Origin of the sequence: Stenotrophomonas sp. CC22-02 (assembly GCF_004365115.1) — a bacterium.
Classification (GTDB): domain Bacteria; phylum Pseudomonadota; class Gammaproteobacteria; order Xanthomonadales; family Xanthomonadaceae; genus Stenotrophomonas; species Stenotrophomonas forensis.
Map to the genome: position 1 here is coordinate 56,430 of NZ_SOCO01000003.1, position 23,576 is coordinate 80,005.

The 23,576-nt window shown below is 62.9% G+C and carries 19 protein-coding genes; 5 read left to right on the plus strand and 14 right to left on the minus strand.

The annotated features are described in order from the left end of the window. Nucleotides 1-324: 324 nt before the first annotated feature. On the plus strand, nt 325-3,120 hold the full coding sequence (glnE, locus tag N440_RS19855; RefSeq protein WP_133936404.1) for a bifunctional [glutamate--ammonia ligase]-adenylyl-L-tyrosine phosphorylase/[glutamate--ammonia-ligase] adenylyltransferase: 2,796 nt from the start codon (nt 325-327) through the stop codon (nt 3,118-3,120). A gap of 225 nt (nt 3,121-3,345) precedes the next feature. On the opposite strand, the gene N440_RS19860 is transcribed toward glnE, so the two are convergent. The 6 genes from N440_RS19860 to N440_RS19885 all read right to left on the minus strand — a co-directional run bounded on the left by N440_RS19860 (nt 3,346) and on the right by N440_RS19885 (nt 7,267). After that, a complete protein-coding gene (locus N440_RS19860) occupies nt 3,346-3,906 on the minus strand; it encodes a queuosine precursor transporter (RefSeq protein ID WP_040009082.1) in 561 nt (186 codons plus the stop codon). 76 nt (nt 3,907-3,982) lie between these two features. Then, nucleotides 3,983-4,498, minus strand: a complete 516-nt coding sequence (locus tag N440_RS19865; RefSeq protein WP_133936405.1) for a hypothetical protein — start codon at nt 4,496-4,498, stop codon at nt 3,983-3,985. Nucleotides 4,499-4,530: 32 nt separating this feature from the next. Further along, nucleotides 4,531-5,034 (minus strand): hypothetical protein, encoded by a 504-nt coding sequence (locus N440_RS19870; RefSeq protein ID WP_049457911.1) that lies wholly within the window; start codon nt 5,032-5,034, stop codon nt 4,531-4,533. Nucleotides 5,035-5,053: 19 nt separating this feature from the next. Next, the gene (locus tag N440_RS19875) at nt 5,054-5,905 is read right to left on the minus strand and encodes a DUF2145 domain-containing protein (protein ID WP_133936407.1); all 852 of its coding nucleotides are present in this window, start codon (nt 5,903-5,905) and stop codon (nt 5,054-5,056) included. A gap of 48 nt (nt 5,906-5,953) precedes the next feature. Then, on the minus strand, nt 5,954-6,181 hold the full coding sequence (locus N440_RS19880; protein WP_049457909.1) for a hypothetical protein: 228 nt from the start codon (nt 6,179-6,181) through the stop codon (nt 5,954-5,956). 126 nt (nt 6,182-6,307) lie between these two features. Beyond that, nucleotides 6,308-7,267, minus strand: a complete 960-nt coding sequence (locus N440_RS19885) for a mitochondrial fission ELM1 family protein (protein ID WP_133936408.1) — start codon at nt 7,265-7,267, stop codon at nt 6,308-6,310. A gap of 126 nt (nt 7,268-7,393) precedes the next feature. Between N440_RS19885 and N440_RS19890 the strand changes: the two genes are divergently transcribed. Beyond that, nucleotides 7,394-7,984: a malonic semialdehyde reductase gene (locus N440_RS19890; protein WP_049457907.1), complete on the plus strand. Its 591-nt coding sequence runs from the start codon at nt 7,394-7,396 to the stop codon at nt 7,982-7,984. 75 nt (nt 7,985-8,059) lie between these two features. Beyond that, entirely contained in the window at nt 8,060-8,776 is a 717-nt protein-coding gene (locus tag N440_RS19895) for a YceI family protein (protein WP_008267283.1), read from the plus strand. Between the two features lie 219 nt (nt 8,777-8,995). On the opposite strand, the gene N440_RS19900 is transcribed toward N440_RS19895, so the two are convergent. After that, on the minus strand, nt 8,996-9,397 hold the full coding sequence (locus tag N440_RS19900) for a hypothetical protein (RefSeq protein ID WP_133936409.1): 402 nt from the start codon (nt 9,395-9,397) through the stop codon (nt 8,996-8,998). A gap of 183 nt (nt 9,398-9,580) precedes the next feature. On the opposite strand from N440_RS19900, the gene N440_RS19905 reads away from it, so the two are divergent. Further along, a complete protein-coding gene (locus tag N440_RS19905) occupies nt 9,581-10,414 on the plus strand; it encodes a hypothetical protein (protein WP_133936410.1) in 834 nt (277 codons plus the stop codon). 283 nt (nt 10,415-10,697) lie between these two features. On the opposite strand, the gene N440_RS19910 is transcribed toward N440_RS19905, so the two are convergent. After that, on the minus strand, nt 10,698-11,495 hold the full coding sequence (locus tag N440_RS19910; protein WP_133936411.1) for a siderophore-interacting protein: 798 nt from the start codon (nt 11,493-11,495) through the stop codon (nt 10,698-10,700). A 59-nt stretch (nt 11,496-11,554) separates the two neighbouring features. After that, complete coding sequence (locus tag N440_RS19915; RefSeq protein WP_133936412.1) at nt 11,555-12,115, minus strand: PadR family transcriptional regulator; 561 nt, start codon at nt 12,113-12,115, stop codon at nt 11,555-11,557. 544 nt (nt 12,116-12,659) lie between these two features. Between N440_RS19915 and aceE the strand changes: the two genes are divergently transcribed. After that, the gene (aceE, locus tag N440_RS19920; RefSeq protein ID WP_046984452.1) at nt 12,660-15,347 is read left to right on the plus strand and encodes a pyruvate dehydrogenase (acetyl-transferring), homodimeric type; all 2,688 of its coding nucleotides are present in this window, start codon (nt 12,660-12,662) and stop codon (nt 15,345-15,347) included. A gap of 236 nt (nt 15,348-15,583) precedes the next feature. On the opposite strand, the gene N440_RS19925 is transcribed toward aceE, so the two are convergent. The 5 genes from N440_RS19925 to N440_RS19945 are packed head-to-tail and all read right to left on the minus strand — an operon-like array spanning nt 15,584 to nt 23,573. After that, nucleotides 15,584-16,582 carry a hypothetical protein gene (locus N440_RS19925; RefSeq protein WP_133936413.1) on the minus strand — a complete coding sequence of 333 codons (999 nt, stop codon included), beginning with the start codon at nt 16,580-16,582 and terminating at the stop codon, nt 15,584-15,586. A 3-nt stretch (nt 16,583-16,585) separates the two neighbouring features. Further along, nucleotides 16,586-17,758, minus strand: a complete 1,173-nt coding sequence (locus N440_RS19930) for a hypothetical protein (RefSeq protein WP_133936414.1) — start codon at nt 17,756-17,758, stop codon at nt 16,586-16,588. Between the two features lie 52 nt (nt 17,759-17,810). Beyond that, on the minus strand, nt 17,811-19,604 hold the full coding sequence (locus tag N440_RS19935; protein WP_133936415.1) for an AIPR family protein: 1,794 nt from the start codon (nt 19,602-19,604) through the stop codon (nt 17,811-17,813). Further along, nucleotides 19,595-20,623 (minus strand): PD-(D/E)XK motif protein, encoded by a 1,029-nt coding sequence (locus N440_RS19940; RefSeq protein ID WP_133936416.1) that lies wholly within the window; start codon nt 20,621-20,623, stop codon nt 19,595-19,597. Before N440_RS19940 ends, N440_RS19935 begins: the two co-directional genes overlap by 10 nt. After that, nucleotides 20,604-23,573 (minus strand): Z1 domain-containing protein, encoded by a 2,970-nt coding sequence (locus N440_RS19945; protein WP_133936417.1) that lies wholly within the window; start codon nt 23,571-23,573, stop codon nt 20,604-20,606. Before N440_RS19945 ends, N440_RS19940 begins: the two co-directional genes overlap by 20 nt. Nucleotides 23,574-23,576: the final 3 nt, after the last annotated feature.

Sequence of the window (23,576 nt, forward strand, 5' to 3'; positions counted from 1 at the left end):
CTCATCCGTACGGGGGGTTCTACCTTCGTGGAATGGCTTTTCCCTACCGGGGTCACCCGTACCGGCCGGTTTTGTTTTGCAGTGCAGCGTGCAAAGTGCTTTCGCAGCCCGCACGATGGCCCTGCATCCCGACGTGGGGGAGGGAGCAGAGCCCGCTGGCAGTTCGCTGCAAGCGGGCTTTTTTATTGCCTGCCGCCCATTATGAATACGCGACATCCATTATCGGTAGTGCCGGCCGCTGGCCGGCAACCTGCGCACCCCTGCCGGCCAACGGCCGGCACTACCGGGTCCGTTGCGCCCCGGCCGGGTCGATACAATCGGGCCATGACCTTCGCCCCCGCTGAACTGCCCGCTACCCTGCAGCCCGTCGTTGATCGCGCCTTGTCGCGATTGGCCCAGGTGCTGCCCGAGCCGATCCCGCCCGAACTGCAGCCGCTGCTGACCCGGCTGGCGGTCGCCAGCGACTTCGCGCTCGACACCCTCGTGCGCCAGCCGGGGCTGTTGGCGCAGCTGGCCGCGCCCGCTTGCCCGCCGATCCCGACGCCGGTGCTCGACCCGCTGCAGCCCAGCGACTGGCCTTCACAGCTACGACGCTGGCGCACGGCGATGTCGACGCGGTTGATCTGGCGCGATCTGGCCGGCCTGGATGACGTGGCACAGACCCTGGCCGGCGCCACCACCCTGGCCGAAGACTGCCTGCGGCTGGCGCTGGACGCGCTGCAACAGGAATTCGCGCAACGCCACGGGGTCATCCGCGATGACCACGGCCAACCCATGCAGTTGGTGGTGTTCGGACTCGGCAAGCTGGGCGGTGGCGAGCTCAACTTCAGTTCCGACATCGACCTGGTCTACGCCTACCCGCAGGGCGGCGAATCCGACGGCCCGCGCGCGCTGGCCGCCGAGGAGTACTTCGCCCGCCTCGGCCAGCGCCTGGCCAAACTGCTGGACGAAACCACCGTCGATGGTTTCAGCCATCGCGTCGACCTGCGACTGCGCCCGTTTGGTAGCGCTGGCCGCGTTGCGCTGTCGTTCGCGGCGATGGACCAGTACTTCCAGCGCGAGGGCCGCGACTGGGAACGCTATGCCTGGCTGAAGGCGCGCGCGGTGGCCGGCGACATCGAAGCCGGTGAAGCGTGGCTGCAGACCCTGCGCCCGTTCGTGTACCGCCGCTACCTGGATTTCACCGCGCTCGACGGCCTGCGCGAGATGAAGGCGGCGATCACTGCCGAAGTTGCGCGCCGTGAACTGCACGAGGACATCAAGCGCGGTGCCGGTGGCATCCGCGAAATCGAGTTCCTGTGCCAGGCACTGCAGCTGATCCGCGGCGGCCGTGAACCGGCACTGCGCGAGCGTCGCCTGCTGGTGGCGCTGGAGGCACTGGTGGCGGCCGGGCAGATCGCGCCGGAGGATGGCAGCGCGCTGCGCGAGGCCTATCTGTTCCTGCGCAGGCTGGAAAACCGCCTGCAGATGCTGCGCGATGCGCAGACCCATGTGCTGCCCAGCGACACGCTGGACCGCGAGCGCATCGCCGTCGGCCTCGGCTATCCGGACTGGGAGGTGCTGCGCGCGGCACTGGCCGCACAGCAGCAGCGGGTCAGTACTGAGTTCGCCGCGCTGCTGGCGCCGCGCAAGGGCCAGGCCGCGCCCGATGCGTTGGCCAACTACTGGCGCAGCCTGCCCGACGGCAGCAACGCGCCGTTGCTGGCCGAAGCCGGTTTCCTCGACGCCAACGGCGCCGACCAGTCGCTGCGTGATTTCGCCCAGGGCACGGGTGTGAAGTCATTGTCCGATGCCGCGCGTGCGCGGTTGGATCGCGTGCTGCCGGCGCTGCTGCATGCGGCCACGCGCTCGCCGCAGCCCGATGCCGCGCTCAAGCGCGTGCTCGGCCTGCTGCAGGCGGTGCTGCGCCGGACCAGCTACCTGGCGCTGCTGGACGAACAGCCCAGCGCATTGGCGCGTCTGGTCGATGTGCTGGCGCGCAGTGCACTGCTGGCCGAGCGTCTGGCGGCCTATCCGTTGCTGCTGGACGAACTGCTGGACGTGCGCGTGTCCGGGCCGATGCCCGATGCCGCCGGCATGCTGGCCGAGTGCCAGCAGGTGCTGGCGGTGGAAGATCCCGAATCCGCGCTGCGCTGGCTCAACGAGACGCGGCTGGCGCTCAGCTTCCGCATGGCGATGGCCACGCTGGATGGCCGCCAGGGTGCGGTGGACAGCACGCGGCAACTGGCCGAACTGGCACAGGCGGTGGTGGTCACCGTGCTGGCGATGGCCGAGGCCGACATGCGCGCCGCGCACGGCGAGATTCCCGGTGGGCGCTTCGCGATCATCGGCTATGGCAGCCTCGGCGGCCTGGAGCTGGGCTTCGGTTCCGATCTGGATCTGGTGTTCCTGCACGACAACCCGGCCGGGGTGGACGCCAGCGATGGCGCGCGCCCGCTGGAGCCGGGGCGTTGGTATGCGCGGCTGGCACAGAAGGTGATGGCGTTGCTCGGTGCGGTCACCGCCGCTGGCCGCCTGTACGACATCGACGTGCGCCTGCGCCCGGATGGCGGCAAGGGATCGCTGGTGTCTTCGCTGGCCAGTTACACCGACTACCAGCGCGAACGCGCATGGACCTGGGAGCACCAGGCGCTGGTGCGCGCGCGTGGCGTGGCCGGTGACGCCAGCCTGCTGGCCGACTTCGAGCAGGTGCGTGCGCAGACGCTGGGTCGCGAGCGTGATGCCGGCGTGCTGTATGCCGATGTGTTGAAGATGCGCGGCCGCATGCGAACAGAGCTGGACCGCAGCGATGCCGCACGGCTGGACCTGAAGCAGGGCGCCGGTGGCGTGGTGGATCTGGAATTCCTGCTGCAGACCGGCGTGCTGGCGCGCAGTGCGCAGGTGCCGGCGCTGCTTGAGCCGCGCGACACACCGTCGTTGATCGATGCGCTGGGCGCCGCCGCTTTCCTGCCCGATGCCACCACGCAGGCGCTGCACGCCGCGCACGCGACGTTGCTGGAGGTCGGCCTGGCCTGCACGCTGGATCGACGCCCGCGACTGGCACCGACCACCCCGGCGATTGAACAGGCATGTGCAGCGATCACGGCGGCGTGCATCGCCGCAGAACTGCCGTTCGCCTGACAGGCAGCGATGGCTGGGCAATGGCCTGCTTCTGGTGGGCGCCAACCTTGGTTGGCACAGGCCATCAGGGTTCATGACCCCGGCAATGGCCCGCCCTTGGTAGGTGCCGACCGTTGGTCGGCACAGGCCATCAGGGTCCATGCCCCCGGCAACAGCGTGCCAACCAAGGTTGGCAGCTACCAGAGCGGGCCGACCAACGGTCGGCACCTACCAGGGCGATGGCGGTCAGCTGGTGGCGCGCAGCGGCGCCATCTTCCACAGCAGTGCGCGGAACGGGGCCAGCAGGCACACGCCGATCGCCAGCTTCACCGCCAGGTCGCCGGCGGCCCAGCTCACCCACGGCAGGGTCGAACCGGCAAACGCGATTGACCAGAAAATGGTGGTATCCACCGTCGCACTGCAGGTGGTAGCCACCATCGGCGCGCGCCACCAGCTGCCACGGCGCAGGCGGTCGAACACGGTGATGTCCAGCAGCTGCGCCACGATGAACGCCGAGCACGAGGCAATGGCGATGCGCGGCGTCGCCACCCAGATCGACAGCAGCACCGCCACCAGGAAACCGATCCACGCCACGCGGCGCGCCGGGCCGGGGCCGAAGCGGCGGTTGATCAGGTTGCTGACCAGGAACGCGACCGGATAACTGAAGGCGCCCCAGGTCAGCCAGTCATTGATCGGGTACTGCACCAGTACGTTGGACAGCAGTACCACCGCGCCCATCGCCAGCACCGCCAGCACCAGGGCGCGCGGGGTCAACGGGGCAAAGACAGGGGCAGGACGCACGGACATGGCGAGCCAGGGGAAACCAGGGGGATCGCCCATTATCCGCCCGGCCCGCAGCAAAGCCAAAACCGCTCGTTCAGTTTTACAGCGCTTCGCTCATCACATCGCCAGCGGCATACGCGGTCGGCACGTACGCCAGGGTCTGGCCCTGAGCGCTCTTCACGTTCCAGCCGGCGCCGGCGTCGGTGGGGTCGAAATGCACCTGCTGGCCGACCACGAAGGCGGCCGTCGGGTTTTCGCCCTCTGGCTGCGCCGTCCAGCGCAGGGTGGCCGTGTGGTCGGCCTTGTCCGGCACCTGCAGCTGCACCTGGCGCTCGCCGTCTGGCGTGGTCTCCACTTTCTTCACTTCCATCGGCGGCAACGGTACCGCCTTGGTACGGGTGGCCTTGCCGTTGCGCTCGCTGGCCTTGAACGGCGCCTTGGACAGTTCGGACAGGCCCATCGAGGCCGCCAGCGGCAGCGACAGCACCACGAACGAGGTCACGATCACGCTGGCCTGGCTGCTGTTCAACTGCGGCGCAGCGCCGGCGTGGACGGTGGGCACCAGCAGCGCGGAAAGCAGCAGGGCAGAAGCGGGAACGCGCAGGCAACGGAACATGCAGACCTCCTGGTCGGAATGGAAACGGCGGCTCAGCGCCGGGTATCGAAGATGTCGCGCGGGCCGGTGGCCTCGGGCAGGTATTCCAGTGCGCGGCCCTGGTTGTCCTTCAACTGCCAACCCTGCTGGGCACCGGTCGGTTCGAAGTTGACGGTCTGGCCGACGGTGAACTGCACGGCCGGGTCGCCGACGCCGCGCGGGTACTGCATCGACGCGGTGTTCTGCGGATTGTTGGCGTCGCGCAGCAGTACCTCGCGGCGGCCATCCACAGTGGTGGCGATCGCACTCACCTGCATCTGCGGCAGCTTGATCTGCTGCGGGCGGGCCAGTGGCTGGCCGGCGGTGGCCGCATCCTGGGCTTCCTTGACCGCGGCCGCGCGCGCCGATGCCACCATCTGCGTGGACATCTCCAGGCTCGGCCCCTGCGGGCCGGGGTCGTGGATGATCACGATGCGGCGCTCGGCGTGGGCGGCGGTGGCGCAGGCCAGGCCGGCGGCAATCAACAGCGGCATCAGGGAGGCGTGCAGCAGGCGCATGTCGTTCTCCTTGCAGGATTCAGGGGGTCGCCGCGGTGGCACCGGCCACCGGCACATGGGGAATCACCAGTTCCTGCTGCAGCTGGCTGCGCTGGTGCAGGAAGTCGAACACCGATTCCACCGTCACCACCGAGTAGTTGCCGGAGATGCGTTCGGCGGCCGGATGATCGGTGGTGGTGGCGTTGGCCACGAACAGGCGCGCACCCACGCGCTTGCCCAGGCCGATATGCAGCACGCTGGGCTGGTACCGCTGCTGGCGCAGCCACTGCTGGGCCTGTTCGCGCTTGACGATGGCCGGCGCGCCCTCGCTCTGTGCCATCGCCGCCGCCAGCACTTCCAGTACCCACTGGTTGGAGTTCTGGTAGTCGGTGGCGAACGGATAGGCGACCACGTTGTACTTCGTTTCGTGCAGTGCCTTGGGCTGGATCGACGGCGATACCAGCATCGCCCGCAGTGACGCACGCAGCTCAGCGGACGGCACGCCGATGCGCAGGTCGGTATGGCCACCGCTCTCGCCGACGAAGTTGCCCAGGCCCTCGTGGTACAGCTGCGAACTGTCGGTCTTGCAGCGGTTGAGCAGGTGCATCGCGCGCCAGCGACCGTCGTCCTCGCGCAGCAGGAAAGCCAGGTGGCTATGGCGCAGGCCATAGCGGCTCAGGTCCTGGCCACCGCGCGCGGCCACCACCACATCCACATCGGGCAGTGCATCCAGGCGTTCGGCGGTGGTCCAGGCCACGTCCAGCATTGCCGCCTGCGACGCCATACTGGGGTAGTGCGCGCGGCACTCGGTGCTGTTGGCCCAGGCCGGTGCGGCCGCCAGCAGGCAGGCGATCAGCAGCGCGGCGCGCGGCAGGCGATAGAAACGATCCATGTCGGTACCTTCAACGGCGGGCAGGCCCGCGCGCCGATCATACGCCGGTCAGCGCAGCGGGCGGTCCACGCCCTTGCGCTTGAGTTCCCTGTCGCAGGCATCGCTGATCGGGGCCACCGGCAATGGCGGGCGCTGGCCCTTCGGATCGCGCAGCGCCGGTTGTTCGCGGTACGCATCCAGCTGCTGCTGGCATTGGTAGGAGATCGGGTCCAGCTCGGTGGGCGACGTGGAGCACGCGGCAAGCAGGGCCAGCGGCAGCAGGAGCAGGGTGCGCATGAAGGCGTTCAGCGTGATGGGGGAAGCTGGACTCTAACCGCGCCCGCACATCGAGACGTTCAAAAAGCGCTGGGCGGCCGGCATTACCTCAATGCCATGTACGGCGCTGCCGGCCAGCGGCCGGCACTACCTTGATGCCAGGCGCTGCTTCACCTCGGCCGCGATCCGCGCGGTTTCGCGCAGCGGTTCGATGCGATCGTAGTGCCAGTCCAGCCAGCGCTCCTGCAACCGGCCGCGTTCGCGCAGCTGCTGTTGGAAACGTGCCAGCCGTCCCTGTGCAGTATCGGCCAGTGCCACCCTCACCGGCATGCGCGTGGCGCACGCTTCAGAGAGCAGGTTCACGGAATCGGGCGAGACCACCACGCGGTTGGCCCAACCAAGCAGGCCGCCATACGGATTCACCCCGTCGCCGCCATCGCCCCAGATCACGTGCGGCAGGTCGGCGAAGGTCGCGCGCAGGATCTCGGCCAAGGCGGGTGGCGTGCGCCGCGAGGTGGTGGCCAGCAGGCTGCCTCCCTCGCTGCGGATCTGCTCGGCCAGTGCGCGGAATACGCCCACCATCGCCGCTTCATCCCACGGTGCCAACGGCGTGGGCCCGCCCACCAGCAATGCAGTGCGCGGTCCAGGCAGGGTGCTGAAGCCGGCGAACGCGGCGCGGCCCCAGGCCAGCCAGTCATCGTCCACCGGGTTGAGGCTGCCGAGCAGGGTCAGCACGTTGCTGCCGCGAAGGGCGTCGTGCTCGGGCACCACCACCACGTCCCAATGGCGGGCACTGATACGCGGATCGAGGATCTGCACCACCTGGCTGCCGCGGGCACGCAGCACGCGCAGGGCACCGGCGGCCTGGCGGCCACAGCCGATTGCCAGCGCCGGGGCCTCGGCGCCCAGCGCCGCGAAGGCCTCGCCATAGCCGTTCACATCGCCGGGCAACCGCCGCGGCGACAGCCAGCGCCACGGCGCGCGCGGCTGCAGCACCAGCGGCCGATGGGTGCCCTGGCGCAGCGCCGAGGCCAGCGCAACCGCCTGGCGGACATTGCCCGCGCGGCCGTCAGTGACCGTCCAGGGTGCGCTCGATCGTTTCACCATTGGCATTAATTCGTTTCAGCCCTGCTGGGTGTTGCAACAGTCGCGACACTCTACACTGCGGCTCGTCGATTCGCCCCGCGCCGCCCGCGGGCACTGACTTCCCTTCGCCGCCCTGGAGATCCACCGATGTCCCACGCGCTCGACGCTGCTGCCCTCGATCAGCTGTTCCGCACTGCCCGTACCCAGAACGCCTTCCTCGACAAGCCGGTCCCGGCCAGCCTGCTGCAGGAACTGTACGACCTGGTGAAGTGGGGCCCGACCGCGGCCAACACCACGCCGGCCCGCTTCGTCTTCGTCACCTCGAAGGAAGCCAAGGCCAAGCTGGCCCCGGCCCTGTCCGAAGGCAACCATGACAAGACCATGGCCGCCCCGGTCACCGTCATCATCGGCTTCGACCTGGACTTCCACGAAAAGCTGCCGTACCTGTTCCCGCACACCGATGCCAAGGCCTGGTTCGACGGCCCGCAGGAAGGCCGCCACGAAGCCGCCATCCGCAACGGCAGCCTGCAGGGCGCCTACCTGATCCTGGCCGCGCGCGCGCTGGGCCTGGATGCCGGCCCGATGTCCGGCTTCGATGCGGCCAAGGTGGATGAAGCGTTCTTCGCCGGTACTTCGATCAAGTCGAATTTCCTGGTCAACCTGGGTTACGGTGACCCGGCGGGCCTGTTCCCGCGTCTGCCGCGCCTGTCGTTCGACGAAGCGGCGCGCATCGCGTAAGTCGCTGTATCGGTTTCGGGCCGTCACCTTGGCGGCCCCTGTTGCACCCACCCTACGATCCGGAGAGTTCCTCAGATGAGCGCCACCCGTAAACTGCTGCTGCCGCTGGCCCTGACCCTGGCCATCGCCGCCTGCTCCAAGCCGGCCGACACCGCTGCCCCGGCCGCGGATGCTGCTGCCCCGGCCACCACCGAACAGGCTGCTGCCCCGGCTGCTCCGGCCGCCGATGCTGCCGCTGCCGCCCCGGCTGCCGAAGCGATCAAGATCGCCTCGGGCACCTACAAGCTGGACCCGAGCCACACCGACGTGCTGGCGCAGTGGAGCCACTTCGGCTTCTCCCACCCGAGCGCGCACTTCGGCAACGTTGAAGGCACCCTGGTGTACAACGCCGAAGACGTGACCAAGTCCACCGTGGAAGTGAAGCTGCCGCTGAGCGGCCTGAACAGCTTCACCGCCAAGTTCGACGAGCACCTGAAGAGCGCCGACTTCTTCGACGCCGCCAAGTTCGCCGATGCCACCTTCAAGAGCACCAAGGTGGAAGCGGCCGGCACCAACAAGCTGACCGTCACCGGCGACCTGACCATCAAGGGCATCACCAAGCCGGTCACCCTGGACGTCACCGTCAACGGCGGCGGCGAGCACCCGATGGCCAAGGTTCCGGCCGCCGGCTTCGATGCCACCACTACGCTGAAGCGCAGCGATTTCGGCGTCGGCGCCTATGCCCCGAACGTCAGCGATGAAGTGAAGATCCGCATCACCACCGAAGCTACCGGCGAAAAGCCGGCCGCTTGATGCACCCCGCTCACTCGTCGTGAGAAGGCAGAAGGCCCGCTGAAAAGCGGGCCTTCTTTTTGGGTTCCGGTAGAGCCGGCCGCTGGCCGGCTGCATGCGAGATGCCCGATGCCGACGGGGTTGCCGGCCAGCGGCCGGCACTACCGGTAGGTGCCAACCTGCATCGGGTGGGTGCGGACCTGCAGTTGGTGGGTGCGGACCGTTGGTCCGCACGATCCCTCAGCGCAGCGCACCCATCCACGCCGCACACGCCTCGCTCGGGCTCTGCTTGGCCTTCACCGCCAACCCGCTCACGCGCACGAAGGTCTGCGCGGCCTGCGCCACCACCTGGCGTGCGATCAACGCGGCCTGCTTGGTCGCGGCCTGCTGCTTGCGCAGCTGCACGATGTTGATCGACGGTCGACCCACCGGTGCGTACTTCTGGTCGCGGCGCAGCACATCGGCCACCTGCGCCACTTCGAATTCGGCCTGCAGGTAGCGGTGCTGTGCTTCCACCAGCTCGCGCAGCGGCGCACGCACGGCGGCGGTGTCGGCGAAGGCGGCCAGCGCGGCATCGCACGCAGCGTCATCAGCGAAGCGGGTACGCAGCGCATCCACGCTGGCCAGGGTCAGTTTGGCCATGTGGGCCTCGTTGCTGCAGGAAAGGAGCGCGATTGTCGCATTGTCAGCTCGGTAGTGCCGGCCGCTGGCCGGCAATTGCATGGGAGTGTGCGGACCATCGGTCCGCACCCACCGAGGGCGGAGCCGCCGAGCGTGGGCTGGGCTCTACAATAGGCTGTTGTTTTGCCCACGGAAGGAAGACCCATGCAGGATGCGCAGTACTGGTTGAACGAATTCTGGACGGGCCTGAGCGTGCTCGATCTGCTGGGCGGCAGTGTGCTCGGCACACTGCTGGGCCTGGCGCTGGGCATCCTCGGCTGGCGCTGGCTGCACCGCCGCGGTTGGCTGCAGCGGCGCACGCGCTGGCATCACTGGCTGCTGGCCAGCTACGTGGTGCTGCTGCCGCTGGCCACCGCCTTCTTCGGCCTGCAACTAGGCTTCACTGCCGGTGCGCACCGCGCGCTGTTCAAGCAGCTCGATCATTTCCAGCCACACCTGCAGACGCTGGTGGAAGGCTGGAGCGAAGGCTTCACCGATTCGCTGGATGACCCGCGCATGCGCGAGGCGCTGCGCAGCCAGGGCACGGTGGGCGACGTTGCCGATATCGTGGCCTCGGCCTACCTCAGCGAGCATCCGCTGCCCGGCCTCGACCGACTTGGCAACGGCCCATTGGCGCGCGGCACCGGTTGGGTGATCGGCAAGGTGCGCGAGGGCCTGCTGCGCGGCATGGTGGAAGACACGCTGGTGGACAAGGCCGGCACGATCGGCCTGGAGCCCAAGGTGGTGCGCGAGGCGCTGACCATGCACGTCGATGAGCTGCTGCACACGCAGGGCGTGCTGCGGCTGGTGAAGGCGCAGATCAACGGCATGATGCCCAGTGTGTACTTCGGGCTGCTGCTGCCACTGCTGGTCATCGCACTGCTGGTAGCGCTGGAGATCTGGGCCGCGCGGCGGTTCGGGTGGATGCGGCAGGTAGCGCACAACGCGGTAGTGCCGGCCGCTGGCCGGCAGCTGCAGGTTCCTGCTGAGGGTTCATGAGGTTGCCGGCCAGCGGCCGGCACTACCCCCAGGCAAAAAGTGCATGACCGGCCCACTGTAGAGTCGAGCCACGCTCGACTCATCGCGCGCAGCGCGATGCGTGCGGGTTTCGGGCTGCTGCCGCTGCTGATCATCGCGCGGTAGGTGGCATCCAACGTGGTAGTGCCGGCCGCTGGCCGGCAGCTGCAGGTTCCTGCCGAAGGTTCATGAGGTTGCCGGCCAGCGGCCGGCACTACCCGTTGGAAGGCGTGCGGACCAACGGTCCGCACCTACCTTCTTTGGATCAATCGCCGTCGGTTTCGTCCGGGTGGGCCTTCCAGTAGCCGGTGGAACGAATCCAGTCGCGCGGCACGCCCAGGTGGCCTTCAATGAACTTGCGCATCATCCGCGCACGGCGCGATTCGGTGGCGATCCAGTAGAAGACATCACCGTCCGGCGCTTCGAAGTCGGTCAGCATGTCTTCCAGCAGCGTGCTGCTGGCCGCCGGGAAGCCGTTGCGCTCCAGCCAGTGGATGCGCACGTTCTCGTACTGCGGCAGGTCCTGGCGCTCGGCTTCATCGCTCACTTCGATGAAGGCCTGCACCTCGGCACCGTCCGGCAGCACGTCCAGCCAGCGGGCGATGGCCGGCAGCGCGGTTTCATCGCCGATCAGCACATAAGCGTCGTAGCTGTCGGCCACCACGAACGAGCCGCGCGGGCCGCCGATCACCAGCACGTCGCCGGCCTGCGCCTGCTCGGCCCACGGCCCGGCAATGCCCTGGTCATGCAGCACGAAGTCGATGGCCAGCTCGCCGGTTTCGTGGTCCCACCAGCGCGGGGTGTAGTCGCGGGCCGGCGAGGGCTCCTTGCCTGCCGGGTAGCTGCGGCCTTCGGCGGTCAGCACCGGAAGCACCATCTCGCCTGCAGCGTTGGGGAAGAACAGCTTGATGTGGTCGTCGGCGCCGGGCGAATCGAAACCGGCCAGATCGTCGCCACCCAGCACCACGCGGCGCATGTGCGGGGTGACTTCCTCGGTGCGCAGCACGGTCAGTTCACGGAAGCGCACATCCAGGCGCAGGCGCGTGTTGTTGTGTTCGGTCATGGGGATACCTGTAAAAGGGTCGCGCGGGGGCGCGCGGCATGGGGAGGACCTGGCTGGAGTCAGTCTGGCTGGGTCGTTGAAAGCGGTGATGCCTCGCTACCGGCGGTACCGTTCAGCAGGGCCGAAGCCCGCGTCAGCAGCGCCGCCACCTCGTCCGCCTCGCCCTCGGCCCAGCGGCCGTGGTGGTGCACCAGCGCCCGCTTGAACTCGCGCAGGGCGCTGGCCAGCGGCGGCGGCAGCGAGGCCTTGGTGATCTCGCGGGCGCGGTCGAAGGCGCGTCGCTGCGCCAGCCGCACCTGGGTGCGCTGCACCTTCAGCTCGAACTCGCCGGCGGCAGTGATGCGGAAGATCCGCTTGCCGTCCACTTCCTCGGCCTCGATCCAGCCGGCCTGCTCGAAGCTGGCCAGCAGCGGGTACATGGTGCCGGCGCTGGGCGTATAGGCCTGCATGAACTGGTTGCTGATCAGCTGCATCAGCTCGTAGCCATGGCGCGGTTGCTCGCCGATCAGGGCCAGCACCAGCAGGCGCAGGTCGCCGCGGCTGAGCACCCGCGGCTGGCCGTTGCGGCGCGGCACCGCCGGATCGGTGGAACGGGCTCTGGGAGAGGGGGTACGGCTCATTTCGATATATCGGTAAACGAGTGTGCAAACGATATATCGATATATCGAAGCCGGCAATCATCGATTCGGCCACAAGCGGCCCCGTTTTGGGCCACGGCCAGCCGCGCGCACAGCAAAAGGGGCGCCCCTTGCAGGGCGCCCCGGCGGTACTGTGGAAGGGAGCAGGGCGCCAGGCCCATCACTCGCGGCCCACGCTGGGCCCATCGTAGGCGCCGATCCAGTGGCGGCTGCGACATGTTGTCGCCGGTTCAGAACCACGCCCCGGCCTCCACCTATCGTGGTGACGGCGTTGCCCTACAACCGTCATCGGCAGCGGTAACACTGCGTCCTGCACATGGCCGCAGCGGCCCGCAAGCGACAGCCCGCGCAGCCGCCAAGGCCCGCCGCAGGGCCATCACGGGCCCTTGCAAGCCCCTTGCGGACACTGGCCGGTTGCATCCATACGCCTGCGTAGCCAAGTGACGAAAGCCCTTGGTGCGCTACACTTTGCGGTCTAGAAATCTATACAACAGTCGCGCGCGTGCGTGCGGTTATGGGAGCGCTAATGAACTGGTTGAACGAGGTGCTGAACAACGACCCGAATCCTGTGGAAACCCAGGAGTGGATCGAGTCGTTGAAGGCCGTTATTGATGTCGAGGGCTCCGAGCGCGCGCATCAGCTGCTGGAAGGCATGGTGGAACTGACCCGTCGTTCGGGCGCCTACCTGCCGTTCTCTCCCACCACCGAGTACGTCAACACCATCGAGCCGCAGCTCGAGGCCAAGAGCCCGGGCAATGCCGAGCTGGAATGGCGCATCCGTTCGATCATCCGCTGGAACGCGATGGCCACCGTGGTGCGCGCCAACCGCAAGCCGGGTGACCTGGGCGGCCACATCGCCTCGTTCGCCTCCGGCGCCACCCTGTACGACGTGGGCTTCAACCACTTCTGGCGTGCCCCCAGCGAGAACCACCCGGGCGACCTGCTGTTCATCCAGGGCCACAGCGCCCCGGGCATCTACGCGCGTTCCTTCCTGGAAGGCCGCATCAGCGAAGAGCAGCTGGACAAGTTCCGCATGGAAGTGGACGGCGGTGGCCTGTCCTCGTACCCGCACCCGTGGCTGATGCCGGAGTACTGGCAGACCCCGACCGTGTCGATGGGCCTGGGCCCGCTGGCCGCCATCTACCAGGCGCAGTTCATGCGCTACCTGGAAAACCGCGGCCTGATCGAGAAGTCCGACCGCAAGGTGTGGTGCTTCATCGGCGACGGCGAGAGCGACGAGCCGGAAACCCTGGGTGCCATCGCGCTGGCCGGCCGTGAAGGCCTGGACAACCTGATCTTCGTGGTGAACTGCAACCTGCAGCGCCTTGATGGCCCGGTGCGCGGCAACGGCAAGATCATCCAGGAACTGGAAGGCGTGTTCCGTGGCGGCGGCTGGAACGTGATCAAGCTGCTGTGGGGCGGTTACTGGGATGCCCTGCTGGCCAAGGACAGCGACGGCGTCCTGAAGAAGCTGATGATGGAAACCGTCGACGGCGAATACCAGAACTGCAAGGCCTTCGGCGGCGCGTATACCCGCGAGCATTTCTTCGGCAAGTACCCGGAAACCGCTGCGATGGTCGCCGGCCTCAGCGACGACGACATCTGGCGCCTGAACCGTGGTGGCCACGACCCGCACAAGGTGTACGCCGCCTACCACCAGGCCGTGAACACCAAGGGCATGCCGACCGTCATCCTGGCCAAGACCGTGAAGGGTTACGGCATGGGCAGCGCCGGTGAAGCGCTGAACCCGACCCACCAGACCAAGAAGCTGGACGACGAAGCGGTGCGCCACTTCCGCGACCGCTTCAACATTCCGGTGACCGACGCGCAGCTGGCCGACGGCCAGGTGCCGTTCTACCACCCGGGCCCGGATTCGCCGGAAGTGCAGTACCTGCAGGAGCGCCGTGCCGCGCTGGGCGGTTACCTGCCGCAGCGCCGCCGCAAGGCCGACAAGACCTTCGTGGCGCCGAAGCTGGAAGCCTACGACCGCCTGCTGAAGAGCAGCGGCGAGCGCAGCTACTCCACCACCATGGCGTTCGTGCAGAGCCTGAACATCACCCTGCGTGACAAGGAACTGGGCCCGCACATCGTGCCGATCGTGGCCGACGAAGCCCGTACCTTCGGCATGGAAGGCCTGTTCCGCCAGATCGGCATCTACGCGCCGTTCGGCCAGAAGTACAAGCCGGTCGACGCCGACCAGCTGATGTTCTACCGCGAAGACCAGAGCGGCCAGGTGCTGCAGCAGGGCATCAGCGAGCCGGGTGCGATCAGCTCGTGGATGGCGGCCGGTACCAGCTACTCGGTCAGCAACGTGCCGATGCTGCCGTTCTACATCTACTACTCGATGTTCGGCTTCCAGCGCGTGGGCGACATCGCCTGGCAGGCAGCGGACATGCGTACCCGCGGCTTCCTGCTGGGTGGCACCGCCGGCCGCACCACGCTGAACGGTGAAGGCCTGCAGCACGAAGATGGCTTCAGCCATCTGGTGGCCGGTGGCATCCCGAACGTGCGCAGCTACGACCCGACCTTCGGCTTCGAAGTGACCGTGGTGCTGCAGCACGGCACCAAGCGCATGATGGAAGATCAGGTGGACGAGTATTACTACGTCACCCTGATGAACGAGAACTACACCCACCCGGAAATGCCGGAAGGCGCGGCCGAAGGCATCGTCAAGGGCATGTACCTGCTGACCGACGCCGGCAAGCCGAAGAAGGGCGAGCTGCGCGTGCAGCTGCTGGGCTCGGGCACCATCCTGCGTGAGGCCATTGCTGCGGCCGAGCTGCTGGACAAGGACTTCGGCGTGACCGCCGACATCTGGAGCTGCCCGAGCTTCAACGAACTGCGTCGCGATGGTTTCGACGTGGAACGTGCCAACCGCCTGCATCCGGAAGGTGAGCAGCGCAAGGCCTACGTGACCGAGCTGCTGGAAGGCCGCCAGGGCCCGGCGATTGCCGCCACCGACTACGTGCGTGCGTATGCGGACCAGATCCGCGCGTTCGTGCCGATGTCGTACACCGTGCTGGGTACGGATGGTTTCGGCCGTTCGGATACGCGTGCGAACCTGCGCCGGTTCTTCGAGGTGGATCGCTACTACATCGCCCATGCCGCGATTGCGGCGCTGGCGAAGGAAGGGAAGATGACCGCGAAGGATGTGGCCCGGGCGATCAAGCAGTACAAGATTGATCCGGAGAAGGCTAATCCTGTTGGGGTTTGATTCCAGATCTCACTTGCATGCATATTAAGGAGGGGGCCATCGGCCCCCTCCTTTTTTACTGAGAAATTACCGATTCTGACCTCCGTCCCAAGTTGGCCAATAGCACGCCTATGTACTCGCCTCACTTGGCATGAATACTCTGCCGAGTTGGATACTGGAGGGGGCGAAAGCAGATCGAGTCTGAGCTATGGGGGGACTTAGGTTCGGTCACTAATAAATCGCCTGAATATTTCGAACTAAGAATAGAACTTGTTCTTCGCTAGGTAGGTGATGAGACTGTCACCCACCGACATCACGCCTTCATCAAAATCATGTGCTCTGAGATGTTCGTGAAAAAGAATGTTCCTTACCCGGTATATCTTCTCCGGAAAAGTCTTTTCCTTCCGGTCTTCTTCCATGTCATCCAATAGGCGATTCAGCGAAGATTCGGTGATTCCGCATACCGGCGAAAGAATTTCTCTGATTCTTGGCAGCTCCTGATAGGACTTCTTAAAATCGTCAACAATATCTCTTAGGGCTGTGATGCTTACCGGAGCGGCTGCGTTCAATCTTTCGCGTATCGCTTCAGAACGAACTTTGAAATCAATCCCGATTAGCATTTCAATGATCTGATAAGCGTAAAAGAACTTCAGTGGCGCAAATGAGGCATATGGATAAAGGTTAAAAAACACTGAATTTGCGTACTGGGAATAAATTGGGGGGTCTTTCAGGGTAATTGTCTCGCTTGGGATGATATCCATCCCACAATAATTGCGATTCCCCCGGTGGCTGTATATTCCATTCAAGAAAAGAGATGGCTGGAATCTTGAGTGATCATCGCTTCCAATAACATCTCTCCACAGAACAAGATAGGCGTCACCCTCTAGGAAAGGTATATCTCCTGGTCTTTCAGCTTCAGCGGCACTTGAGGAAAGTGAAAAGTCCCCAGCGAATGACCTTGCGCACACGTCCAGCGCAGCAACGAGACTATAAGCGGCATAGTGAGGATCAGTGTTGCGCGGATGCTGAGGAGATAGGAGTGCCTGCCCAGGAATAAGAAATCCTGCAGTTCTTTCCTTGTACTTGACCTTGGAGATGGACTGTTCTGGAAGCTCCATCGATGACGACACGGCCAGTACAAGATAATCATTGACGCACGCCTTCGCGACCAATGCTTGGTTTAGATCATCAGGAACGTCGCGAGAGACAACGGATCCATCTCTTCGCCTGAACCGCAACTCCTTTATCTTGAACATATATTATATGCCGAGTCTCAATGTGCTAGTCATTGCCTCTGACTCGGACTTAAGTAAGTTCATGAAAGAGTCAGAGCCGGGACTGATCAATGCCCTAAAGAACTGGCGAAAATAGAGGCGCTGAGCATTGCCAATGCGCTTTGCTCTTGAGTTCAGAGTTGAGATGGAGTTGTTAAGAGACAGCATGAAGTCATCTCCATCACCGCCAATATCTAAAGTCGAAAATTCAAGCGAGGAAAAAGACAGGTCGACACCGGCATCCCGGAGCGTTGACACAGATGCTCCAAACCCCGACAAGGCCTGTGGTCGTTTAAAGGCGCGCAGTCCGGTCGATCCCCAATTACGGGGTGACGAGTTCTCACCTCCATCTTCGTCCTCGCGCTGATCATATTCAGCATCATTATCTGGCAATCTCAGGGACAGTGCGTCGATTGCGAGAATGAACCTGTCCCATGCGCGAACAAATTCGCAAAATAGATCGTTATCTCTATTCTCTTTTGATATGTTCTCAAGGCTATTGATGTTGTCCAGAATTTCGCCACGATCAAGCGGGGACTCGCTCCTTGCAATATACGCATTGAATCCGTCAATCGCATCTTTGAAGCTGTAGCTACTGACGGACCTGCTAGGCCTATCCGGCTCGCGCAGTAGCTGGATGTGCTCAATTCTGGTGTCAAGAAAATCTATGTACATTATCTCGACTTGGTGGCGCAGGGACATTGTGGTCTGCCCGGTATTCAGCGTAAGCATTCGATATAGAATGCCCAGTCGATCTATTCCTTGATAGATCTCACATCGAATTTTCTTCTTCATGAAAGTTGCTAGGACTTCCGCGTCTCCGATTTCGGCCCGAAGGTCCAAAAGGGTGTATGTGCGCTGAAGTCCATCCAGAAGCGAAAAATGAGACTTGTCTTCGAGGAATGCTTGCATTGGATTGCGGGCGAAGTCTCCACCATTCTTGGTGTACGCCAATACGATCGGTGGGATGACGCATCCTTCGAGAAAGTCTCGTTTTAGAAGTGAGTAAACAGTCTTTGATCCTCTAACTCTTTTTCGTTGAAACGGATTAGAGTTTACTAGGTGCTCCGCCAGAACTAGGTACTGCTGTACTTCCATCTCAACTAGTATGCTCTGCGCTTTGACTTTTTGATCGTCAAGTATTGACTTAACTTCCATGGCTAGTATTTCCAGTTGATTGAGATGAGGGAGCGCAGGCGTAGCTGAGGCTTCACTTTAGTTCGGGAATCGCCGTCCCAGCGTCACTAAGCTTAATGGTCTTCAAGCCTATCCAGCACTCCTCCTTCTTTGCCCACTCGCTGATCATCTTGCCCCTGGCGGAGGCATGCAAAGCTGCATTGACCTCCTTCGCCCAAATCCTAACCTGATCCTTGAAAGCCGCAGACAGTCCTTGTTGTTCCCATACTCGCATTAGATCCAACCTCTGCCCATGTTGTTGGGAAAGAAGCGCGACAAGGTAGATGGTTACATTGCCTTGGAATGCAGGCAGTAGCGGACGGACGAGGGACTGAACCTGCTTGAAGATGATGACTTTGGCAATCATCTGCTTGAACCCAGTTGCATCCGGGACCACAGATTCTCCACGCTCTTCCCGTTCTTTCACGTCATCCATGAATCGGGCGAAGTTCTTCTGACCGCCGAGGCTGGCCTGGTCTGGACGTCCATCCCAAGAGTTCAGGAACTTGGCGAGGTCTGTCTTGACCAAGCGGCGGGCCGGGGGAATGACTGCTGTCTTGAGGGCCCGGTACTTGGCAGCCGTACTGCCTTCTCGTGCCAGCTTGGTGTTGTAACTGCCTGAGGCGCGTTCATAGAACCACCGGCCGACGCCATCTGGCAAATAGACGGTATCAGAGAGTTTCTCTAGCTCAACGTGGAATGGTGAGTTTGCAGATAGATCAGATTGCTTGACCGTGTTCTGGCTGTTCGCGAACCGCGAGATGTCGCTGATAAGCGCTTCTTCTGCAGCAGAGTTCTCAGTCTTCAGGATTACGACCTTTGCCGGAACCTGAACCTTGGACAGGTCGGTGTCTGCAAACTTTTTCTTGGTGAAGTAGATGGATGCGGTCGTCTGACCACCGTTGACGATCTGCATTCCCTTGAGCCATGCAATGCCCGGTCCACCATCGCTGGTCCTCCCAAGGCTGACCTCGTCGGCGACCACCACAATGCCATTGTTGTAGGCGACAAATTTCTCTGGCTCTGAGCGCAGCGTGGCTTGGATGCCTTTGTTGACCTTTCCGGTCGCACTCAAGAATGACCGCACATTTGCCTCGAGAAGTCGGGCGCCGTATTTGTCATACAGATGGCGAAGCACGTCGGCCGGGAATACGGTCATCGCGTAGTCATAGCTGTCCTCCTCGCCCCGAATATAGACGCACGGGAGCGGGGTGCCCGCCACTTCCGCAAAATTGACTACCAGCTCGTCCCTCGGCTTTCCCTCTGACAGGTGGCGGTTGAGCCTCTCGATGTCCATCACCTCAAGTCGTACGGTCCGGCCCCCAACCTCCTGAGACTTGAAGTTCTTGGTCTTTACCTGGCCATCCGTCAGCACGTAGATCCGGATCTCCTCGAAGTCCCGATAGCCACGTTCAATATGCACCGCGAGTTCGTACGCATCGTTCGATGGATCGAGCGTCTTCGTCATCTTTCCCTGGGCAGATTGGGAAAGAAATCGGAAGCAGTACTCCGCTGCTTGCTTTGCTTCAGAGTCCGGAACGGCCTGGACCTTGTCCGAATCCTTGTAGGACGTCACGAACAGGTCAAGGCGTTCCCCGTCCTCAGAGATGGAGTATCCGCTTAGCCTGATGTTTCCGACGTGGACGCGCGTATCAACGTGGCAGACCTGTGGCTCGTACGTCATGCCCACTTCTTCCATGTGGCGCATCGTAATCTCGGCGAAAACCAGCTCCGGATAGGGATACGCGGCCCCAGAAACGGACATTCGATCCTCTATTTCATCCTGTACTTCCGCACGAATCTGCGAAAGGAAATCGGTCAATTCCATTGATTCTTCACTCCAAGACTAGTCGAAATATCTGCATAAGTGGACGCCGCAATCGGGAATGTATCCAGATCGAGCGAGTATCGTGCCTCAAGGATTGCTGCGGGCACGCTGGCACGAGTGAGGCGAGGCGAGTCAGCGCATACGATTCGATATGTGAGCTCACTGGAGCGGAAGCGCCTTGTGTACTCGGCTCGAGTCATGTCCATGTAGCCAGCCGAAACGAGCCGACTGTTCAGCAGGGCCGATGCGCCTGGATCGCGGATCTGTGCAGCCACCTGGTCAATCAAGTCGGGAAGGGTTGCTCCTTCACTCAGTTGGGCAAGACGAACTGCAGCAACAAAGAGAGGCTGGTGCAGGCTGTCATCCAACTGATCAAGGTTGGAAATTCTCGCGATAAATCCCGCCGGCGCCAAGGTTGTCTTCACTTCGATAGCGCCATCACCGAGCAGAAAGTCGTGTAGGCCGTCGTCAGGCCCAGTCCAGCTGTCGAGAGCGTCGAACTCTGAAACCCCATCGTCCAGAAGGTTCTGAAGAACCAGGAGTTCTCCAAAGAGCCCAATCTCCTCCTCCGTGGAAAGAACGCCATCGCTGTCGCGCTTCATGAAGGCTTGCCAGGCACGGATCCTGGAAATCATTGCACTATGAATCCGCAGGCCGTCCTGAGCCGACGTGCTCTCCATCAGGTTCACCAGATCTACGGCCACCTTGGTAAAGAGCTCAAGCGATCCCGACTCCTGTCGCACCAAGGCAAACCACGAATGGCCTGCAGGGTGGCCCTGAAGCTCTGTGCTTATGAGGCTGAACCCCTGGCCGCGTGGAAGCTGAAATGGTTGGGATGGCACGTTTCCCTTGATGCCGACCAATAGGCTCTCTTCATTCCGCGCGCCACGGCGGCCTGCCATCACGCAGCAGTTGCCGATGCTGAAAAGCTCGATAACCTTCCAGCCATCACCTGTGGCAAGGCCGCTCAGGGCGCGCCACGCGGCGACCAGCTCTGTGTCACCGCTGGAGCGGAGCATTCATATCCTCCCAGCCGATGTTGTTGATGACGTACTCGGGGATGTCGGAATACTCGCTCTCCCAACCGACGTTGTTCACCTTGTAGGGAACCTTGATATCGGAGCTGCTTCCAGGGAAGCTCACGGCAAATGCCAGCACGGGTGGGGCGCCTGCAAGGTTCTTCGGGCGCTCCCAATCTGCCCCTATCTTGGCGCCTGCACGAGCTGGATCGAGAACATACAGAATCAGGAGACCCTTCTCTGGCTCCGCCGTTACGGTCGACGTTCCCTTGCCTCGAATTCGGCGCAGCGCCACGCCACTGGGGGTGTCCGGAGGCGAAGCAGACTTCTTCTCTTCCTTCTTCTCCCAAGTGGATACGGTGAGCGCGAGTGCGGCGTCCCATTGATCCCGGTTTACGTCAATTGACTCGTCGGTTGGATCAAGGAGGACGCCAATCGAATACCGGCTCCCCTCCATCGAATCGGCCTTTCTGCGGGCCATGCCAACACCAATCCCTGGAGCCAGCTCATAGGGCTCACCCGATTGAGTCCCCAAAACAGCCACTGTCCATTCCGTGAGCTCGTTTGTTTCCGCCATCTTACGGATGAACTTAGCAAGCACGTTGCTGTTCACCCGGTGGGCGGCTGACAGCGTGCTGTAGTTGTCAAGGAAGTCGGCTATGGCTGTGAAGTCGACGCCTCGCCAGAGATGCCCCTGCCATTCCTTGGAGCCCCCTTGGAATGCAGCCTTTATGGGGTTGCTCTCGTCAGGCTTCCCCATTTGCACAGTAAGTCGATTACCTGCATCCAGGTTTCGATTCAGAGTCGGTTGATCAGTCGGGAAGCTGACTGTCTGGACAAGCTCACCACTGTATGAAAGGTGCAGCGTCTTCGCGCTCCGCATCTTGATCTGCGACGTGACCATCATCTCGGGATGCGACTGGACCTTCAGGCCAAACTCCCTAGGCGTGGCCCCAGAGCTGGCCATGAGATCGAACTCTTCTCTCAGCTCTGCTGATGCATCAGAAATGTGCTTGAACCAGCGGATGAGGTCCGGGGATGTATAGAGACGGCAGAGATCAAGGTAGCCCGGACGGTATCCGAACCACCGACCCATCTGCATCAGCGTGTCGTACATCTTTGATGCGCGCAAGAAGTAGCTGGTGCAGAGACCTTCCAACGTAAGACCGCGCGCAAGCTTGTCGCCACCGATGGCGATGACTTTGAGGCCTCGATCCTTGTTCTGCTCATAATCCAAGGCATCCTTGGCAGTTCCGTTGATCATTCGCACTTCGATGTCATCGAGTACTCCCGGCAGCGCAGACGCGACGTCTCGCCAAGTCGCATCCGCACTGGGAAGGTCACCCAACCCAAGCTCACGAACCGCTGCAGAAGCAGGAAGGAAGTTACGGTTCCACAGGTCCTGCAGCCCGGATAGGGCGTCGGCGTGGTCGATCCCGCGCCCAATCGCCTGTCGGGCATGCTTGACGTAATCGTCAATGTCAGCCTTTACCGCCTTCTGGACGTTGTTGAATCGTGTGACGTGAACGAGCATCGAGCTATGCTTCTTTCCTTGACCACGGAGCTTCCTGACAGCGCATGCCAGGATAAAGGAGTCGACTGCCTCTCTTAGACTTGGTGGCAGTGCGTGTTCACTGCTCCACACCGGAACATGGTCGATTTTGTGGCCCGTAGGCATCCATCCCGTTGCCTTGTCGTCTGACTGGTAGTCGCCCACAGGTTGGGTCAGTGGAAGCTGTCCCTTGCGACCCTCCGGGGACGCGCGCCCAAACATAGTCGTAGGGCCGACGTAATTGTCCGGTGCCGCCAGGTTCTGGATGAAGGCAGAGGGGAAGAGATCAGGGCCTTCGTTGCGTGTCTCACCGCGTTCATGAATGAAGATGTTTGCGAAAGGCGTGGCGGTGTAGCCTACGTACGCTGACCGCGAGAATGAATTCAGTATGCGCCGGATAAGTTTGTTGATCGCTGTTGGATCATGTTCCTCATCGGGCTTCCCTTCTTCGTCGACTACCTCTTCACCTGTGTCAACCGAGGCGTTGTCAGCCTCGTCATCAATGATGAGCAATGGGAACTTGGTAGCCCTTCTGGCCACGATGGGGAGCTCTTTCGTGTTTGCGGAGGCGGGCTCCGCGCCTGGAACAGGAGCGTCCGCGACGTGCGTCTGAATCCACCTGAGAAGCCTGGAAAGTACCGATTTGTTCTTCTTGACGACAAACAGCCAAGGCCGCTGCTCGGGGCTGATCGAGAACTGTTTTCCAGCTGACTCACCAAAATCACCGTTGTCAGCTCGTGTTGTAGCGCAATTGGGCTTGATGGACAGGTCACTGTCGATCAAGCCGACGCCCACGCGCTTGAGTACATCATGCGTAGAGTTGGTCTCATACCCCAGAAAGCCTTCCTCAAGCCGTATCTGGGTCTGGGATCGCAGGTTGTTGTGCAGCCCGGCGAGGACGATGATGATCTTGTACTGCGCATCCGCTGCCTTGCATACGAGACCGGTATAGCTCGCCGTCTTGCCTGACTGCACGTGCCCGACAACAAGTCCCCGGCGACTCCACTGGCCAGAGCGCAGAGGGTCCTCAAGCATCCCCAAAATCTTGTCGGTTGATTTGTCCAGCTTGTCAGCGATGTCCCAAGACAAGTCCTTTTCGATCATCTCCCGGTACCGCTGCCAGTAGCGCCAGTCCTCTTTCCTGGAGGAGTCGAGCCAGGGTTCATGACCACGATCGTCGGAGAGACTGATGTCATCACCGATCCATACACTGAATCGCCGGATAAGCTCGTCCGTAACAGCGTCACGATCAAGATCGGCTGCCCACTTTCGATTCATCATCAGCACCAGGCTGATCTTCTCGTCAATCAACGTAGGAGTGATCGGTCCTGAATCCTTCTCGCCAGCCAGAAGCTCCTGGACAATCTTGATAACGCTGCTTTCGCTTGAGTCACTCATGGT

What these genes read in the sequence shown, in the direction of transcription:
- glnE (WP_133936404.1), top strand. Translation starts at nt 325, where the DNA reads ATGACCTTCGCCCCCGCTGAACTGCCCGCTACCCTGCAGCCCGTCGTT.
- N440_RS19860 (WP_040009082.1), bottom strand. Translation starts at nt 3,906, where the DNA reads ATGTCCGTGCGTCCTGCCCCTGTCTTTGCCCCGTTGACCCCGCGCGCC.
- N440_RS19865 (WP_133936405.1), bottom strand. Translation starts at nt 4,498, where the DNA reads ATGTTCCGTTGCCTGCGCGTTCCCGCTTCTGCCCTGCTGCTTTCCGCG.
- N440_RS19870 (WP_049457911.1), bottom strand. Translation starts at nt 5,034, where the DNA reads ATGCGCCTGCTGCACGCCTCCCTGATGCCGCTGTTGATTGCCGCCGGC.
- N440_RS19875 (WP_133936407.1), bottom strand. Translation starts at nt 5,905, where the DNA reads ATGGATCGTTTCTATCGCCTGCCGCGCGCCGCGCTGCTGATCGCCTGC.
- N440_RS19880 (WP_049457909.1), bottom strand. Translation starts at nt 6,181, where the DNA reads ATGCGCACCCTGCTCCTGCTGCCGCTGGCCCTGCTTGCCGCGTGCTCC.
- N440_RS19885 (WP_133936408.1), bottom strand. Translation starts at nt 7,267, where the DNA reads ATGGTGAAACGATCGAGCGCACCCTGGACGGTCACTGACGGCCGCGCG.
- N440_RS19890 (WP_049457907.1), top strand. Translation starts at nt 7,394, where the DNA reads ATGTCCCACGCGCTCGACGCTGCTGCCCTCGATCAGCTGTTCCGCACT.
- N440_RS19895 (WP_008267283.1), top strand. Translation starts at nt 8,060, where the DNA reads ATGAGCGCCACCCGTAAACTGCTGCTGCCGCTGGCCCTGACCCTGGCC.
- N440_RS19900 (WP_133936409.1), bottom strand. Translation starts at nt 9,397, where the DNA reads ATGGCCAAACTGACCCTGGCCAGCGTGGATGCGCTGCGTACCCGCTTC.
- N440_RS19905 (WP_133936410.1), top strand. Translation starts at nt 9,581, where the DNA reads ATGCAGGATGCGCAGTACTGGTTGAACGAATTCTGGACGGGCCTGAGC.
- N440_RS19910 (WP_133936411.1), bottom strand. Translation starts at nt 11,495, where the DNA reads ATGACCGAACACAACAACACGCGCCTGCGCCTGGATGTGCGCTTCCGT.
- N440_RS19915 (WP_133936412.1), bottom strand. Translation starts at nt 12,115, where the DNA reads ATGAGCCGTACCCCCTCTCCCAGAGCCCGTTCCACCGATCCGGCGGTG.
- aceE (WP_046984452.1), top strand. Translation starts at nt 12,660, where the DNA reads ATGAACTGGTTGAACGAGGTGCTGAACAACGACCCGAATCCTGTGGAA.
- N440_RS19925 (WP_133936413.1), bottom strand. Translation starts at nt 16,582, where the DNA reads ATGTTCAAGATAAAGGAGTTGCGGTTCAGGCGAAGAGATGGATCCGTT.
- N440_RS19930 (WP_133936414.1), bottom strand. Translation starts at nt 17,758, where the DNA reads ATGGAAGTTAAGTCAATACTTGACGATCAAAAAGTCAAAGCGCAGAGC.
- N440_RS19935 (WP_133936415.1), bottom strand. Translation starts at nt 19,604, where the DNA reads ATGGAATTGACCGATTTCCTTTCGCAGATTCGTGCGGAAGTACAGGAT.
- N440_RS19940 (WP_133936416.1), bottom strand. Translation starts at nt 20,623, where the DNA reads ATGCTCCGCTCCAGCGGTGACACAGAGCTGGTCGCCGCGTGGCGCGCC.
- N440_RS19945 (WP_133936417.1), bottom strand. Translation starts at nt 23,573, where the DNA reads ATGAGTGACTCAAGCGAAAGCAGCGTTATCAAGATTGTCCAGGAGCTT.